Genomic DNA, 16757 nt, shown 5'->3' on the forward strand with positions numbered 1-16757 from the left:
GGCGTTTGAAGAATTTTTACGATTAACCGCGCATTATTCAAACCGTTTAATTTTTGCGAATGCATGATGGTCACTGTAATTTTTAATTGATTCATCGATTATTAATTTCAGTAATCTGTTTAATTTTGTGAAAGCGCACTTCAAACCAAATCTTAAGAAAGCTGCTGTTGCAAGTCACTGTTAACACACCCATCGCTGAATTGAGTGGTGCCGGAAATTGACTGATTTTTAATGGCTAGGAAGAAATTATATTGTGTTATTATTTTGATATGTTATATCATAACAAATATCAATTCTACTAATTTAAATCAAACTAATGTCAACTGATCGATTACCGGTGACTGTGCTTTCCGGGTTTCTGGGTGCGGGTAAAACAACCGTATTGAGTCATATTTTGAATAACCGGCAAAAACTGCGTGTTGCGGTCATTGTGAATGATATGAGCGAAATCAATGTTGATGCTTCCATCATTGAGAAAGAAATTTCATTTAACCGCGCAGAAGAAAAGCTCATAGAGATGAGCAATGGCTGCATTTGCTGTACCTTGCGCGAAGATTTGCTCATCGAGGTACGGCGGCTGGCCATTGAGAAAAAGTTCGATTATCTGGTCATTGAATCCACAGGCATATCCGAACCGTTACCGATCGCAGAAACATTTACATTCGCTGACGAGAAGGGAATCAGCCTATCCGATATCGCCCGGCTCGATACGATGGTAACGGTTGTGGATGCGGTTAATTTCATGAAGGATTTTGAAGAAGCGAAAATGCTTCAGGAAACAGGAGAAAGCCTGGGGGAAGATGATGAACGCAGTGTCGCTGATCTCCTGATTGATCAAGTGGAATTCAGTGATGTCATTTTGATCAACAAAATTGACTTGATCAGTCCCGGTGAGTTAATTCAACTTCGAGGTATCTTGCGCAGTTTGAATACCGAAGCTGAAATTATTGCCATCCAGGATGGCCGGGTTGAATTACACAAACTTCTAAACACCGGAAAGTTCAGTTTTGAGCATGCCCAGCAGGCACCCGGCTGGTTAAAGGAGATGCGCGGGGAACATATACCTGAAACGGAAGAGTACGGCATCAGCAGTTTTGTTTACACAGCCAGGAAACCGTTTCATCCTCAACGGTTCTACGATTTTATCCATCAACCTTGGTCAGAAGGAAAATTACTCCGGTCAAAGGGATATTTCTGGCTGGCAACCCGGCCGGACTATGCAGGTCAGTGGAGTCAAGCCGGTGGCATCGCGCACTATGGTTATGCTGGTATGTTTTGGAAAGCTGTGCCCAGAAATGAGTGGCCGCACGATGAGGATTATTTGAAATCGATACTGGAGAAATGGGAAGAACCGCATGGAGACCGGCGGCAAGAATTGGTTTTTATCGGTCAGAATATTGATCAACAAGGAATATGCCAATGGCTGGACGAATGTTTGGTGACCGATGAAGAATCGCAAGCCGGAGAGAAAGACTGGTTAACCTTGGAAGATCCATTTCCTGTGTGGAGTGATCGATAGGTGATGATTTTGATTTTCAAATGAATTTGTGGATTTGCACATAGAATTTCTCTCGCGTGATATGCTTTTGCCGGTTAATCACTAGAAGTATTTCTAATCATTCTGAATACTGAAATTTTTAAAAATGTCAGTCGATATCGAACAAATAATCAAAAAATCACGGGAAGTTTGTGCGTCGGCAGGAACAAAATTAACGCATAAACGAAAGAATGTTCTCATGGTGTTGTTGGCTTCTGCTACGCCGCTTTCGGCGTATGAAATCGTGGATCGGTATAAAACGCAATTCCAGGAATCGTTACCGGTGATGTCCGTTTATCGCATGCTGGATTTCCTGATTCAGGAAAAACTGGTTCATAAACTGGAAACTGCCGGTCAGTATATGTCGTGTGCGCATATTGCATGCGATCATCAGCATGAAACACCGCAATTTCTGATCTGTGATCGCTGTGGCAGTGTCAAGGAAGTCGGTATCAAAAAACGCATCATCGAGGAACTTGAACGTAGCATTCAAAGCACCGGTTTTATGTTGGCGCAAAAACAACTGGAACTGCATGGGGTTTGTGAACATTGCCAAAGCCATCCAGCGTGAGAGCTGTCTCGTGGCTTGCTACTCAGCGAGCTGAAGGATTGTGGATACTGTAACAAAACCACCGCCGATTCCGGTTTCGCTGCTGACTGGTTTTTTAGGCAGCGGCAAAACGACGGTGTTAAATCATCTGGTTCAGCAGCCACTCTTTAAACGAACCCTGGTTGTGATTAACGAATTCGGTGCAATCAGCCTGGACCATTTGCTGGTTGCGCATAGCAATGAAACCTTGGTCATGGAAGTGGGAGATGGATGTATCTGCTGTGCGATGCGCGGTGATTTGGCCAAGGTGCTTAAAGATATCACCTGGCGTTTTTCCCGCAACGGAGTACGCCACTACGACCGGGTGATCATCGAAGCCACCGGACTGGCTGATCCGGCTCCGATTTTACATACCTTGATGACGGATAAAAACATTTCCGCGCGCTATCGTTTGGATGCTGTGGTCACTACCATTGATTGTGTCCACGCGATGGATACATTGGACCATCATCCCGAAGCCGTAAAGCAGGCTGCGATAGCAGACCGGATTGTTTTAACCAAAAGTGATTTAATCGATGAACAGCAACGCTGTATGTTGCAACAACGCTTGGCGATTCTGAATCCCGCCGCTTTACAATTTTTGGCTGTAAACGGTCAGGTGGAAGGGCCAGCGGTATTCAGTGCTAACTTATTTTCGATAGATCAAAAAACACCGGATGTTGTCAGATGGTTGAGCGCGGAAGCGTATGCCGGGAATCCTTCAAGCCGATATGAATTTGTGCCGCATGGTGCAGCGCAAACTTTCCATTCTCTCAATAGATCCACCGTTAAACAGCCGGATATAAATCGCCATGATGATCATATTTTGTCCTATTGTTTTACCTTTGACGAGCCGATCGATCCTGAATTGTTTGAGGATTGGTTGAATTTGCTGCTGACGGTCAAGGGCGCGGATATTTTGCGCATCAAGGGGATGGTGAATATGAAGAATCGTGCCGGTCCGATAGTTATTCATGGGGTACAGCATATTTTTCATCCCCCGGTGGAATTGACCGGATGGCCATCGGAAGATCGGCGAACCCGCATTGTATTTATCACCCGGAATGTACCTCGTTCAGTGATCGAGGATACATTTTCCGCGTTGACCGGATGCGCGGCGTTGCCTGCAAGCAGCCATTAGCGGTTTGCGGTAACGGGCGGGATCTTTTTTGCCTGTAATACTTGAATATGCGCGGCTGCACAGCGTGCTAATGACTTTAAATCGTAACCGCCTTCCAGCGCCGAAACAATGCGGCTATGCGCATGGTGATCAGCGATAACCATGATCTGCCGTGTGATCCAGACATAGTCTTCGTCTTCAAGTTGCAGCTGGGCCATGTCGTCGTCGCGATGCGCATCGAACCCGGCGGAGATGAAAATCATCTCCGGTTTGAAGCGGTCGAGCGCCGGTAACCAATGATCGGTGACGGCTTGGCGGAATACCGCGCCGTTGCAGCCGCGCGGCAGCGGCACGTTGATCATGCGTTCGGTGGCGCTGTTTGCGCCGCTGTAGGGATAAAACGGGTGCTGAAACGTCGAGCACAGCATGACGTGCGGGTTGTCACGGAAAATCTCTTCGCTGCCGTTGCCGTGGTGCACGTCAAAATCCAGAATGGCGACGCGTTGCAGCTGATGCTGCGCAATGGCATGCGCCACCCCGACCGCGATATTGTTGAACAGGCAGAATCCCATGGCGCGGTCCGATTCCGCATGATGACCGGGCGGACGGACGGCGCAGAATGCATTGTTGACGGTACCGGCCAGAACCAGATCGGTGGCCAGCACAACCGCTCCCGCTGCGTGTAACGCGGCACTGAGTGAAAAAGGATTCATCGCGGTATCCGCATCCAATGCGATCAAACCGGCCGCCGGGGTATCCCGGCGGATGCTTTCAATGTATTCCAAAGTATGCACGCGCGCCAATTGTTCCGTTGTGGCCAGCGGCGCCTCGTAACGCTGCAATTGCGCCAGCAACCCGCTGGTTTTCAGTTCGTTTTCAATGACGATTAAGCGCTGCGGGCACTCCGGATGGGCCATGCCCATGTCATGCTTGAGACAATCCGGGTGGGTGATATATGCTGTTTGCACGCTATTTCCTGTTACGTTGAAGTTTGATGCCGGCAGGTGTTGAAAGCCAAAGTTTATACAATCAAACGGCTATACCATGATAAATTATCGCTATCATGAATAATAGCTGTTATCTGTTACGTTTAATTGCATTTTTTCGTCATATGGGGAGTCGTTGATGAATGAGTTTATTGCCAAAATATTGAAGTTTGTTTCGTTTGAATCGCTGATGGAAAGAGGCTGGCTGGAAATCGCGCAAATTTTAATGCCGATTTTCCTTTTGGCTTTGGTATTTCTCGGATTGAGTTTTTATATCCAGCACAAACGCTGGAAAACGGCGGCATCCATTGTGTGCGCGCTCCTGGCGCTGGTTTATTTGCCGTACGAGTTTTATCGTCAGTCGCTGGTATCCGCGAGAGCGAATGCCAATATCAGCGAGATTCAGGGCAATTTGCAGAGTTATCTGGATTCGGCCAGCTTAACCCATGCCAAAGGCATTGCGGATAAGGAAGCGGTTGCGAGTATGTTGGACGAGATGATTCATGGCTTGAATCAGGAAAAGAAAAAAGAGCTGGTGCTGATTTCCTGGCTGGTCGCGGAAAATGAGAAAAACTCGCTCAATCAGATCGACAGCAAACAGAAATCCCTGGGCGATGACATAAAATCCAACTTGGCTGCGGCAAAAGTTGAAATTATCGACTCACGTCCGCCGGTTGATAAAATTTCCGACTCTATCGTTAAAAAGCTGGATGATGATGTCAAAGTTTTAATAGAAAGAAAAATGCAGGGATTCAAACAGGAAATCGATAGTTCGTTGGACGGCTTTAAAGAGAGTATCAATACCTTCGTTCAGGGAGAACTCAATAATTATCAAACGAGGTTAGCAGGCATTACGCAACAGAATGTCGATGAATTAAGAAATTACTCCAATAAGGCCAATCAGGCGTTTACTGAGCAAGTCAATAAAATCAATCAGGTTTCGTTGAAGAAACTGGATGCGACCAAAGAAAGCATAGAAGGTGTTGGCGCTGCTTCGGATACCAATTTGAAGAATATCGCGCAGCAAGTCAAGCAGCTGTCAACTTCGCTTGAGATTGCGCAGAAAAAGAATGATATTTTGTTTGAATATAACGAATGCATGCGAACCTCCGGCTTGCTTGATATCGGCGGTAAGGTGGAACAGTGCAAGGCGAAATATCAGCAGGACTTGAGTGCGCTGAAAAGGGCGGAATAGGATGAATTGATCCGATGGTTTCTGCAGCTTAAAGCCGGAGCCATCGGGTCACGGTTCAATCCTTCGCGTTACGTTCCGCTTGAGATAAAAGATGCGGCCATAAACGCTGCATCGCCAAAAAAGTGAACGATGCCGACCAGGTGATCATCGCCAGTCCCGTCAAACCTTCGGTGGCGCTGAGCACGCGGATGGCGCCGGTGGGCACCAGATCTCCAAATCCCACCGTGGTAAAAACAACCGATGAAAAATAAATAAAGTCAAAAAAATTATTTTCGTTCAAACCGGCGATGTAACCCAATCCGGTATCCAGTTGCATGACCCGATAGCCCAGCGCAAAAATGATAATTTCCACCACATGGGCTACCAGCAACCCCAGCATGACCACCAGCACACCGATGCGCTTATGGACATGCACGCCCACCGTGCGGCTTAAGAAACGCAACGCTTCGTAATGCAATACCACGCAAACAGTCACGATGACGCCGGAAACTGCCAGTGCGATTAAGTGAGCAACATGTTCATTCATTATTTATTGACAAGTAAATTAGCGGTCACAAAACAGAGCCTGGATACTTATCATGGAAGCTGATTTATGTGATTATTATCCCATGTATCCCGGCATCACCGTTACATAACGGCTGATATACCGGCAGGCAGTTAATACTGTGATGGCATATATCGATAAAGGGAAGGATTTATGGGGCAGGTAACTGAAATTGTTGGCCGCGGGCTGGCACACTTCTTAACCAAGCCGGTGCGGCAGAGCGTTCAGGTGGCAACGATTAGTCAGGAAAAACTGGCCGCTACTTTGCAGCCCGGCGATGTGCTGCTGGTGGAGGGAGATACCCGTGTTAGCGTAGCCATCAAATACCTCACACAATCCACCTGGTCGCATGCCGCGCTGTACATTGGTAACGTGCTACCGCACAGCGCGCCCTGGCAGCTGCCCCAGGTACTGATTGAAGCCGATCTGAAGGAAGGTGTGCGCGCGATAACGCTCGCGCACTATGCGCAAATGCATACCCGGATTTGCCGTCCTGTCGGTTTGAACGATGAGGATCGGAAGCGCGTGGTGGATTTTGTTATCGCGCGTATCGGCCAGCACTATGATCTCAAGCACATTTTCGATCTTTTGCGCTATTTGCTGCCGACAATGCCGGTTCCGACAAGATTTCGCAGACGTATGCTAGCCCTCGGCAGTGGAGATCCGACACGGGCGATCTGTTCGACGCTGATCGCGCAAGCGTTTGAGTCGGTGCGTTATCCGATATTGCCGGAAATTCAACGCGCCTGGTCGGATGATCCAAGGCATACCGATTGTTACGCGGATATCTACCATATTCGTCATTACAGCCTTTATACACCGCGCGATTTCGATATCTCGCCCTACTTTGACATTATTAAACCGGTGATTGAAAATGGTTTTGACTACCGCTCACTGGCTTGGAGCGACGAAGATCGCGAACCCGGCTGTGAATAGCGGAATGACAGTAATTCATCCAGAATGAGGCATTGATATCATGAAAAAATTGCTTGCTATCGGTTTGTTCAGTAGCTTTTTTGTTCCATGTGCTGCGGCGGCGGTTGAATTGCCCAGTTTCTCTACGACGGAACGGATAGTGCGTATTCCACAGATCACTGTGGACAACAATGATCTGCTGTACGATGTTGAATTACAGCTGGATTTTGACAGTGGAAAATTTTCCATAGTGAAGTACAGCGATACCGCGCCCAGCGACAAAGCGGAATTCAATCTGCCGTTTAAACTGGCGATGGATCACACCGCACAGATCGGCAGCACCGGTCTGCAGATTCGTTTTTCCGATGTGACAGAAGATTCGCGTTGTCCGGCTGATATGGCGTGCATCTGGTCAGGGCAGGTTGTTATCGCACTCGATGTCATCCGTGCAGGGAAGGATCCGGAAAAGATCGCGCTGACTTCTCCGAATGTCTACCCCATCGTTCACGAACTTTCTGATTACAAATTGGAATTGCTGGCTGTACAACCTTACCCTGCGACCGGTGCGGCCATTAAAAAACAGGATTACAAAGTAATCCTGCGCGTTACTCCGCTACTTTGAAAAACCGAAACAAAGCATGATCCGCCGGGCGATTAAGTAAATTCCACTCCGGTTTGCTGCAATCCGATTAAATCGATGTGCGTGGCATTCACCTCGGAATTGGCCGCAATTTCTAGGAGTTGCGCTTGCGATAACGTACCGCCGCTGCCTGTCAGCAATCCGGTATACAGGTTGTGATCCGCGGGTGACGGTGCGCTGCCGACAACATTCTGGTACACCGTATCCACAAAAGTGTCATTGTCCGGATTACCCAGCACACCGATCACCAGTTGCGAAACTTGCAGCATGCTCTGACCGGAATCGAACAAACCAAGCCCAATGCCGACATAGTCCGGGTGTGCCTGAATGGTTGGCGCATCGAATGCCGCGCCGATCAGTCTGACCGTGTTGCCTGCAGCTTGGCCGTCATTGAGGTCGATCGCGACTTTTTGATCGGCAAATTGAAAACGTTCGATACCGGTGAGCGTATCGTTACCTTCCGTCCCGGATACTGTCATTCCCAAGCTTGTTCCGAGAACGGTGTAATTCGCATGGTTGCTGCTATAGACCGCCGTGTCGGCACCCAAGCCGCCATTCAGCGTGTCATTGCCTTCCAAACCATTCAACGTATCGTCTCCACCGGCTGCGAGAATAAAATCGTCTCCGGATGTGCCGGTCAAATTGTCAGGATCATCGGTGCCGAACAACACATTGGGAGGTAAAGTAACGGTCTCGCCTGAAAAATTGGCGGGGGAATTAGTCCCCGTCGAACCATCCCGGTTGAGTGACTTTATGCCATCGACCGGTAATCCGGCATAAGTTATCGTACCGCCAAACATTCCGGGAAAAGTGACACTGCCGCTGCCGGTAAACAAAAAGCCATTCGGAATGATGTAATCGGGCGTGATTAAACCCAGCGCTGAAAATCCCTGCGTTGCAACCAATACGGACTTGCTCAGAGTTGTCTCGCTGGGAAGGTTCGCCGGGAAAGTATACGTGTGGGTGGTGGCGCCACTGGTTGAGGTGATCGTATGTCCGGCCCACTCGTCCTGATCGTTGGCATCTCCTGTAAATTCGATGAATTGAACGGTTCCGTCAGCATTGGAATACACTTCGTTAATGTGAAATATGTGGAATGTCATTTTCTTCTCCTCCCTTAAGCTGGAATATGGCAGCCAATCCATTGAAGCCACTGACATGATATAACGATAAGCGGAAATGAAAAACGCTATCTTCAGGATATTGAATCACGGATGCATCGTGACATGGCATCAAATGATTTGACTAAAAATACTTTTTCCGGCTACTGCGTGCAATAGAATTTCGTTCTAATCTTCAATGTGATAATCTTATTGTGCGATATGAAAACCAGCGCGTGCTCACCTGCTTTAAGTTCCTGAGACTCATACATATTATGTTTTCATATTCCAAGATAGTGCTTTAGCTTATAGAATCAGCCAACCGCCCTTGGATATGGAACAACAACACGTAAAAAAATCGCTATTTCTATTGGTCACGCAGATATTACTGCTGGCATCGGCGTATTTCGCCGGGGGAAAGGCAGGATTAAACGCACCTTATATAGGTTCAAGTATCACCTTGTTTTGGCCGCCTTCCGGGATTGCTTTGGCGGCACTGTTGCTTTGGGGGTTGCCGTGCTGGCCGGGTATATTCCTGGGCGCGCTTGTCACAAACCTGTCTACCGGTGATCTCACCTCGCCCGTTGTTTTGGCCATCGCTTTAGGCAATACCGCAGGTCCGGTATTGGGGGCATTGTTGCTTAGAAAAGTGATGGGCTTTCAAAACAGCTTTATACGCGGGCGCGATGTAATGACCTTCTTGCTGATCGGGCCAGGCAGTATGCTGTTGACCTCCAGTATCGGCGTCTTTGCGTTGTATGCCGGTGGAATGCTGTCATTCGATGTACTCTCTCGCGCTTGGGTCGGCTGGTGGCTTGGGGATACGGTGGGTGTTCTGGTATTCACGCCATTCTTGCTGTTCCTGACGAATCTCCGGCAAACCCCGCTATCGCCGTCACAGATCAAGCTGGAATTTATTTTAGTGCTAGGCAGTTGTGTTTGCCTGACATGGCTGATATTCGGCGGCGTTATGGCTATCAGTCAACTCATGTTGCCGCTGGCCTTCCTGGTTTTCCCCCCTTTAATATGGGCGGGTTTACGTTTAAATGCGTTAGAGACTTTTATCGTGGTTCTAGCGATTTCCTCGATTGCGGTCCTAGGCACGGCGCAAGGGGCCGGCCCTTTCTCCAGAGGGGATTTTCAACTTGATCAATTAGTATTGTGTATTTTTGTTGCAACGATTACGTTCATCGCTTTTATGATGATCGGTATCCAGGCGAATCAGCGCCAGGCGGAGCAGCAATTGCAGGATAGCGAATCACGCTTGCGTCTGGCGCTGGCGGCGGCAAATCAGGGGTTGTACGATTTGAATGTGCAAACCGGGGAAGCGATGGTCAGTCCCGAATATGCCCGCATGTTGGGTTATGATCCGCAATCTTTTGTGGAAACGGATAGGCGCTGGTTAGAACGTACGCATCCGGCGGACCGGGATGCCGCTTACCAAGTGTACAGCGACTACATCGGCGGTTTACGCGAAGATTACCGGATGGAATTCCGCCAACTGACGCAGCAAGGGGAGTGGAAATGGATACTCTCGCTGGGAAAAATCGTCGAGTGGAATCAGCAAGGCCAGCCGCTGCGCATGCTCGGCACGCATACCGATATCAGTGAGCAGAAGCGCGCGGAAGAAGAAATCAATCAAGCCAGGAATCTGTTGCGCGCCGTCATCGATGCCACGCCGGACTGGATTTTTGTAAAAGACAAACAGCATCGCTTTTTATTGGTGAACCAGGCTTTTGCCGATGGCGTCGGTCTTAAACCGGAAGACTTGCTGGGCAGGCCGGATACCGATTTCTGGCCGGGCTATATCTGTTATGGCGATCCGGCTCGAAATATCCGCGGATTTCACGCCGATGACGACGAAGCATTTTCCGGCAAGCGCATACGTAATCCTGCTGATCAAGCTACGCTCGGCAATGGGCAATCCCGCTGGTTTGATACTATAAAATTACCGTTGCGCGGCAGTCACGATGAAATCATCGGCATCGTAGGGTTTGCGCGCGATATCACCGAGCGGCGCAATATTGAATCGAGATACCGCACACTGATAGAACAAATCCCGGCCGTTACTTATACCGCCGCCATGGATCCCGATGTTCACACCGTCTTCGTGAGTCCGCAGCTCAAATCGCAACTTGGTTTTAGCGTGCAAGAGTGGCTCGATGATCCGCAGCTGTGGACGCGGCAAATCCATGCGGATGACCGGGAGCGTATTGTGTCCGCTCTATCGATCAGTCTGAGGGATGGTGTAGCTTATCATGCGGAATACCGCATTCATAAGAAGGATGGCGGTATTGCCTGGGTGCGGGATGACGCGGTCTGGTTGAAAGACGAGGATGGAAAGCCGGTGTTGTTGCAAGGCGTGATGCTGGATATTACGCACCAACGAAAAGCGGAAGAAGAATTAAGCGCGGCTTTGGAAGAATTGAAAGTATCCGAGCGCCACCAACGGGAATTACGTGTACTGGCAGAGCGGGAACAAAGCCGCATGGGCGCATTACTTTCCGCCATGAACATGGGCATTTTGTTTGAAGACAATGAACACCGGGTGGAGTATGTCAATCCGGCATTCTTGCGGATGTGGGGTATCGGCGAACACGAGAACTTATTGAATAAGCCCGCCAGAACTATCCTCGAGAGTTCCGGCGAACGTTTTGCCCAACCCAATCACGCTTCCAAGCATGTGTTGAATGTGCTGGATACGCATGAAATCGGCGAGCGCTGTGAACTCGAATTGACTAACGGACGGACGCTTACCCAGTTATCGTATCCCGTGAATGACATCGAGGGGCGGATTATCGGGTGCTTATGGATTTACGAGGATATTACGCAAGAGCGGCAAACCGCGCAGCAGCTGCTGTATCTGGCGGAACGTGATCCGTTGACCGGTTTGTATAATCGCCATCGCTTCCAGGAAGAACTGAATACTCTGATTGCCACTGCATTACGCCAGCGGCAGAAATTTGCGCTATTGTATTTTGATCTCGATGATTTCAAATACATTAATGATACTTTCGGACACCGGGCCGGTGATACCGTGCTGGTCCGGACAGCGGGCGAGATTTCCAGCATTGTGCGGCATATCGAAGTGTTCGCCCGTTTGGGGGGCGATGAATTTGCCATTCTGAGCCATCTGCAACCGGATGACGATTTGAGTATTCTTCCCGCCCGGATTGTAACGTCCATCTCATCGATTCCGCTGCATTTCCGCGACACCAATATCCGTCTGACGACCAGCGTCGGTGTCGCTATTTTCCCCGAGCACGGCGAAACAGCCGAGGATTTGGTGGCGCATGCGGATGCAGCGATGTATCAGGCCAAGAATCAGGGCAAGAATACCTGGGCAGTCTACGATCCTCAGCGTGATTCGTCGGAAGCCATGATGCACCGGCTGACTTGGTATAACCGGATTGCCCAGGCGCTGGAACAGAATCTGTTTGAAATCCATTTTCAAGGTGTCTACGAAACCGCGCACAATGCGCTGACTCATGTGGAGATTCTCGTCAGGATGCGCGATGTGAATGAACCGGCGCATTTGATCATGCCGGGCCAATTTATTCCCATAGCGGAAAAGAACGGCCAGATTGTCACGATCGACCGCTGGGTGATCCGGCGCAGCATCGAATTGCTCAGCGAGAATCCCGATATGCCCCCAGCCGCTATCAATATTTCCGGCCGGACGTTTGACGATCCGGCGATTCCCCAATATATCCGCAATCTGTTAAGCGAACTGCGCGTAGACCCGGGACGTCTCATCATCGAACTGACCGAAACGGCGGCGGTGTCGGATATTCAGGATGCGCAACGCTTCATCGAAGCGGTTCATCAAGCCGGTTGTTGTGTTTGCCTGGACGATTTCGGCAGCGGCTTTTCCACGTTCGGTTATCTGAAATACCTGGGGGTGGAAATTCTTAAAATCGACGGATTGTTTATCCGCGATCTCCCCAATAACCGCGACAATCAGATTTTTGTCAAAGCCATGGTGGAAGTCGCGCGCGGGCTTGGCAAGTTAACCGTGGCGGAATTCGTTGAAGACGCCGCTACGCTGAGTATGGTGAAAAATCTGGGGGTCGATCTTGCGCAAGGCTATTATTTTGGCCGTCCAAGCGCGCAAATTCCCGGTAAATCCTGATATCAGGATTCAGCCACGGCTTGGCTTCTTAGCCGAATTCGGCGCTTATTCTGGCGATACGTGTTTCGCGCACACGCGCATTGATGGCTGCGGGCAATGCCGTGGCATCCGCGATGCGCTGGCGCAATTCCGCGGCAATGGCTCCGGCATCGACGCTTCTGGCAGCGGAATAGGCCTGTTGAAACCGCCCGGCCTGGGCATACGGTTTGGTGGCGTAGCCGGGGCGGCCGTGAAAATCGCACGCACAAGCCTGCAAAAATTCTTCAAACCGGCCGGGTTTGCGGTAGGCATCGACCGCTTGCAGCATATCCGCCAGCGTGGACGGCTTCAGTTCTGCGGCGCGATGCACGTCGCCGTGGTAACGGGCGACCAGTAAAGCCAGATCGCGGGCATCTTTTGGCACCCTGATGCGTTCGCATACGTTTTGCGTCAGTTCGATACTGCGCGCCTCGTGGCCGATATGGCGCGGCCACTCCTCGGGCGGGGTGGTTCCTTTGCCCAGATCGTGCATCAGCGTGGCAAAGCGCACCGGCAACGAATAATTTTGCGCGGCGGCGTAATCGATCGCCAGCATGATATGCACGCCGGTATCGATTTCCGGGTGTGCGTGCGCCGGTTGCGGAACACCGAACAGCACATCGACTTCCGGCATGATGCGCGCTAATGCACCGCATTCGCGCAACATGTGGAACATCCGCGACGGATTATTTTCCATCAAACCGCGCGACAGCTCCTGCCAAACGCGCTCCGGCACCAGTGCGTCCACTTCGCCGTTATGCACCATATCGCTCATCAAGGCGAGTGTTTCCGGGGCGGCGTGAAAATTGAAACGCGCGGCAAACCGTGCTGCGCGCAGAATGCGCACCGGATCTTCGGAAAATGCCGGGCTGATATGACGCAGAATACCGGCTTCCAAGTCGGCCACACCGTTGAAAGGATCGATGATGTTGCCTTCTTCGTCCTTGGCGATCGAATTGATGGTCAAATCGCGCCGCACCAGATCTTCCTGCAACGTGACTTGCGGCGAGGTGAATACTTCAAATCCCTTGTAGCCGCGCGAAATTTTCCGCTCCGTGCGCGCCAAGGCATATTGTTCATGCGTTTGCGGATGCAAAAAAACCGGAAAATCCTTGCCGACCGGACGATAACCGAGTTGCTCCATTTCTTCGGGCGAAGCGCCGACCACGACATAATCATGATCTTTGACCGGCAGTCCCAGCAGTTCATCGCGAACCGAACCGCCTACAAGGTAAGTTTTCACGGCTTATTTCGCCCTGACAACGCCCAGGCGCTCCTTCAGTGTCGGCGCATCTTGACCGTGGTCGAGCACCTTGGCGTAATACATCGAATTTTTCAAAACCTTTTTAACGTAATCACGCGTTTCGTTAAAAGGGATCGTCTCGGCGTAAATCGCGCCTTCCAGCGGCACGGTGTTGTCACGCCAGCGTCTGGCGCGTCCCGGTCCGGCGTTATACGCAGCGGAAGCCAGCAGCGGCTGATTGTCCAACGTGCCGAGCACGTGCTTGAGATAGTAGGTGCCCAGCTGCAAATTGGTATTCACATCGACCACCAGATGCTGGCGGAAATTCGGTATGCCCAATTGCTTGGCCACCCATTCGGCGGTGGCGGGCATCAATTGCATCAAACCGGCTGCGCCGGCGTGCGATTTGATATCCGCAATGAAGCGGCTTTCTTGCCGGATCAAACCGTATACCCAGGCTTCGTCCAACTGATGTTGTTGCAGAACTTTTTTGAGGGTTTCACGGTGCGGCGATAAAAAGCGCAAACTGAAATCGTGCTGCGAGACGGTGCGGTTGGCGGTATTGATCGCACGGTCATATAAGCCTTGACGGCGGGCGACTTCCGCCGCGGCCAGCAGCTCGGCATCGCTGAAGTTGCGGACGGTCCAGCTCCATTCCCGCAGCGCTTCGGTGCGCAAATTCATGCGCGAAAAAGCCAACGCACGTTGCAGGCCGGGGTTACGCTCCATGGCGGATACTTCCGCGTTACTGACGCGGTAAGTTTTGTCCGCGATGGTCAGTATGGTGCCCAGTTCTTCTCTGGCCAACTGACCATAAAAACTGTGCTCGTTGCTGAGCGGAATGAAAATGTCGTTGGCATCCTGCGTTCTGCCTTTGGTTTTTAACGCACGCGCTTTCCAGTAGCGCCAGGTATCGGTTTGCTGTTCGGCGGGTGACATCCGTTCGATGGTTTTCAGCACTTCATCCCAATGGGTCGCGCGCAAAGCCGCGCGAACTTGCCACGCCAGCACGGTATCCGATGGCGGATAATACGGTGTCATGCTTTGCGCTTCCCGGAACCAGTCCAAGGCACGTGAATCATGCCGCATGGCGGCGCGATGCCCGAGTCTCCCGAGGAAATAGGAACGATCGGATGCGGTCAGTTGATCCTTGACCTTCAACCACTGCACATACGCCGGGTTGGTATCGTTGCGCAGCAGGCGTAACAGCGCGAACAAGACAATTTCGCGGTCACTGCGTGTTTTGATTTTTCGTTTCAGGGTTTCCAGGTAACGCTGCGGATTCTTCGCGGCATTATTCAGCTCGGTGCTGTTCAGCGCTTCGACGCTGGGTAGATAGCGGTTCGCATGTGTGGCCACGCCGGTTTGATTTTCTTCCAAAGCCAGACGGATTCGCGTCCAAATGTCTTCGACTTTGATCTGGCCGCTGGATATGAGCGCCTGGAAAACGGGAGTGCAGCTATCCGGCAGACTGGCCGGGGTAAACCATAACACGCGTGCTTCGGTCAGCACTGTACGATCATTGGCATTCAGGCGGCGCTGATAGTAATAGCACAATAATTCATTATCTTTATTCACCAGCAGCGGATATTCGGCGTCAAAAAGCGCCCATTGCTGATTCTTGCCCAGCATTTTGAGCCAGTCGCCGCGCATCCGGTCTGCAACCAGAGCACCGTCGTAACGCGACAGGAAATAGCGGATATTGGCGTTATCGGTGGTGCGTAGCAGCATGCGCTGCTGATAATAATCCACATAAGGCCATAACACATGGCGTTGCAACCGTGCGGCAGTTTCATCCAGGCGTTTGGCATTGCCCGTCTGGAATGCTTCCCGGGCGGCTAGAAAATCACCGTCCTGACTGGCTGATAGCGTTCCCAAATAAGCTAAAAGGATTAGTCCAACTAGATAATTTCTCATAGCTTTTAACCGGATAAACTCAAGGAAGGGTAGTTAAGAAACGGATGACAAGTATTTTACAACGAATCAAGCTGGAAGAGCATTGCAAAGTACCGGTGCGGGATGGGCGCAAGGATGCGCACGTGGAACAGAGGGGTCAGGCAAGCCTTTCCGCTTTACGGGTTATTTATTCACAGTACAGCGGTTCTCGATATCCGCCATTATGGCATCGGCATAACTGAGGTCAGACTTCACGATGGCGCCAAAGTAGGGATGCCGGTAGAGATCGGTAAAATCGCGCATGAGATCGCACCAATCTTCCAGCACAACGAATTCGTTGCTCCTGAGATGGTACGAGCTGATGCGCGGTTCAAGGAATGCCAGCGCCCATTGATTGACGCGCTCAATATCCGCGGGACTGAAATCCTGCGTGTCGTTACGCTTTGCGCGAGCTATCAGGTCCGCAAGTTCGTGCTCCGATGCAACCGCCAGATGCGTTTGACTGATTAACCCCGCGAGAGATAGCTGATGCGCGATCTGAATCGCTTCCCGGTTTTGTTGCAGCTCAAACACCACAAGCACCATACCCGCGACCACGGCGAGGTTGGTGATAATGGTGATCAGTCGTTCAATTTTCATCGGTATTCTTTTGTTATTTTGCATAAACCAGTACTTTTTCCGCAAAACCGATCCTATCATCAAGATAAAACCGCTATTCGCGTATCAATATCGCTATTTTCTTTCGCTGAAGTGGCGCCATTAACCTGTACAACCTGGAAGCGAAGTTAAGCTCTGACAAGGCGGGTTAATCAAGCTCAGGCGGCCTGATGAATTGTTGTGTA

Annotated in this window: 13 protein-coding genes; 7 read left to right on the forward strand and 6 right to left on the reverse strand. The window is 50.6% G+C overall.

Annotation, left to right across the window (positions count from 1 at the left end; all coding sequences use genetic code 11):
- The first annotated feature begins 316 nt into the window (after positions 1-316).
- The 3 genes from zigA to ABD07_RS02115 all read left to right on the forward strand — a co-directional run bounded on the left by zigA (position 317) and on the right by ABD07_RS02115 (position 3267).
- The gene (gene zigA / locus ABD07_RS02105) at positions 317-1519 is read left to right on the forward strand and encodes a zinc metallochaperone GTPase ZigA (RefSeq protein WP_160816908.1); all 1203 of its coding nucleotides are present in this window, start codon (positions 317-319) and stop codon (positions 1517-1519) included.
- A gap of 124 nt (positions 1520-1643) precedes the next feature.
- Positions 1644-2108, forward strand: coding sequence for a Fur family transcriptional regulator (locus ABD07_RS02110; RefSeq protein WP_108697619.1), 465 nt, complete (start codon positions 1644-1646; stop codon positions 2106-2108).
- A gap of 40 nt (positions 2109-2148) precedes the next feature.
- Entirely contained in the window at positions 2149-3267 is a 1119-nt protein-coding gene (locus ABD07_RS02115) for a GTP-binding protein (RefSeq protein WP_160816909.1), read from the forward strand.
- Here ABD07_RS02115 and ABD07_RS02120 read toward each other — a convergent pair.
- Positions 3264-4214: an arginase family protein gene (locus ABD07_RS02120; protein WP_160816910.1), complete on the reverse strand. Its 951-nt coding sequence runs from the start codon at positions 4212-4214 to the stop codon at positions 3264-3266. The two genes, ABD07_RS02115 and ABD07_RS02120, sit on opposite strands and share 4 nt — an antisense overlap.
- Positions 4215-4371: 157 nt before the next feature.
- Between ABD07_RS02120 and ABD07_RS02125 the strand changes: the two genes are divergently transcribed.
- Positions 4372-5427 (forward strand): hypothetical protein, encoded by a 1056-nt coding sequence (locus ABD07_RS02125; protein ID WP_160816911.1) that lies wholly within the window; start codon positions 4372-4374, stop codon positions 5425-5427.
- Positions 5428-5482: 55 nt separating this feature from the next.
- Here the strand turns inward: ABD07_RS02125 and ABD07_RS02130 are convergent, their stop codons facing one another.
- Positions 5483-5953, reverse strand: a complete 471-nt coding sequence (locus ABD07_RS02130) for a potassium channel family protein (RefSeq protein WP_160816912.1) — start codon at positions 5951-5953, stop codon at positions 5483-5485.
- A gap of 171 nt (positions 5954-6124) precedes the next feature.
- Between ABD07_RS02130 and ABD07_RS02135 the strand changes: the two genes are divergently transcribed.
- On the forward strand, positions 6125-6907 hold the full coding sequence (locus ABD07_RS02135) for a YiiX/YebB-like N1pC/P60 family cysteine hydrolase (RefSeq protein WP_160816913.1): 783 nt from the start codon (positions 6125-6127) through the stop codon (positions 6905-6907).
- 40 nt (positions 6908-6947) lie between these two features.
- Positions 6948-7508: a hypothetical protein gene (locus ABD07_RS02140; protein ID WP_160816914.1), complete on the forward strand. Its 561-nt coding sequence runs from the start codon at positions 6948-6950 to the stop codon at positions 7506-7508.
- Between the two features lie 32 nt (positions 7509-7540).
- On the opposite strand, the gene ABD07_RS02145 is transcribed toward ABD07_RS02140, so the two are convergent.
- Positions 7541-8629: a DUF4214 domain-containing protein gene (locus ABD07_RS02145; RefSeq protein WP_160816915.1), complete on the reverse strand. Its 1089-nt coding sequence runs from the start codon at positions 8627-8629 to the stop codon at positions 7541-7543.
- 331 nt (positions 8630-8960) lie between these two features.
- On the opposite strand from ABD07_RS02145, the gene ABD07_RS02150 reads away from it, so the two are divergent.
- Complete coding sequence (locus ABD07_RS02150) at positions 8961-12758, forward strand: bifunctional diguanylate cyclase/phosphodiesterase (protein WP_160816916.1); 3798 nt, start codon at positions 8961-8963, stop codon at positions 12756-12758.
- 28 nt (positions 12759-12786) lie between these two features.
- On the opposite strand, the gene ABD07_RS02155 is transcribed toward ABD07_RS02150, so the two are convergent.
- The 3 genes from ABD07_RS02155 to ABD07_RS02165 all read right to left on the reverse strand — a co-directional run bounded on the left by ABD07_RS02155 (position 12787) and on the right by ABD07_RS02165 (position 16554).
- Positions 12787-14019 (reverse strand): multifunctional CCA addition/repair protein, encoded by a 1233-nt coding sequence (locus ABD07_RS02155; protein WP_160816917.1) that lies wholly within the window; start codon positions 14017-14019, stop codon positions 12787-12789.
- A 3-nt stretch (positions 14020-14022) separates the two neighbouring features.
- Positions 14023-15936, reverse strand: coding sequence for a lytic transglycosylase domain-containing protein (locus ABD07_RS02160; RefSeq protein ID WP_160816918.1), 1914 nt, complete (start codon positions 15934-15936; stop codon positions 14023-14025).
- A gap of 162 nt (positions 15937-16098) precedes the next feature.
- Positions 16099-16554 carry a hypothetical protein gene (locus ABD07_RS02165; protein ID WP_160816919.1) on the reverse strand — a complete coding sequence of 152 codons (456 nt, stop codon included), beginning with the start codon at positions 16552-16554 and terminating at the stop codon, positions 16099-16101.
- Positions 16555-16757: the final 203 nt, after the last annotated feature.

Origin of the sequence: Nitrosomonas oligotropha (assembly GCF_009833085.1) — a bacterium.
GTDB classification, from domain to species: domain Bacteria; phylum Pseudomonadota; class Gammaproteobacteria; order Burkholderiales; family Nitrosomonadaceae; genus Nitrosomonas; species Nitrosomonas oligotropha.

What these genes read in the sequence shown, in the direction of transcription:
- ABD07_RS02160 (WP_160816918.1), bottom strand. Translation starts at nt 15,936, where the DNA reads ATGAGAAATTATCTAGTTGGACTAATCCTTTTAGCTTATTTGGGAACG.
- ABD07_RS02135 (WP_160816913.1), top strand. Translation starts at nt 6,125, where the DNA reads ATGGGGCAGGTAACTGAAATTGTTGGCCGCGGGCTGGCACACTTCTTA.
- ABD07_RS02165 (WP_160816919.1), bottom strand. Translation starts at nt 16,554, where the DNA reads ATGAAAATTGAACGACTGATCACCATTATCACCAACCTCGCCGTGGTC.
- ABD07_RS02125 (WP_160816911.1), top strand. Translation starts at nt 4,372, where the DNA reads ATGAATGAGTTTATTGCCAAAATATTGAAGTTTGTTTCGTTTGAATCG.
- ABD07_RS02140 (WP_160816914.1), top strand. Translation starts at nt 6,948, where the DNA reads ATGAAAAAATTGCTTGCTATCGGTTTGTTCAGTAGCTTTTTTGTTCCA.
- ABD07_RS02145 (WP_160816915.1), bottom strand. Translation starts at nt 8,629, where the DNA reads ATGACATTCCACATATTTCACATTAACGAAGTGTATTCCAATGCTGAC.
- zigA (WP_160816908.1), top strand. Translation starts at nt 317, where the DNA reads ATGTCAACTGATCGATTACCGGTGACTGTGCTTTCCGGGTTTCTGGGT.
- ABD07_RS02150 (WP_160816916.1), top strand. Translation starts at nt 8,961, where the DNA reads ATGGAACAACAACACGTAAAAAAATCGCTATTTCTATTGGTCACGCAG.
- ABD07_RS02110 (WP_108697619.1), top strand. Translation starts at nt 1,644, where the DNA reads ATGTCAGTCGATATCGAACAAATAATCAAAAAATCACGGGAAGTTTGT.
- ABD07_RS02130 (WP_160816912.1), bottom strand. Translation starts at nt 5,953, where the DNA reads ATGAATGAACATGTTGCTCACTTAATCGCACTGGCAGTTTCCGGCGTC.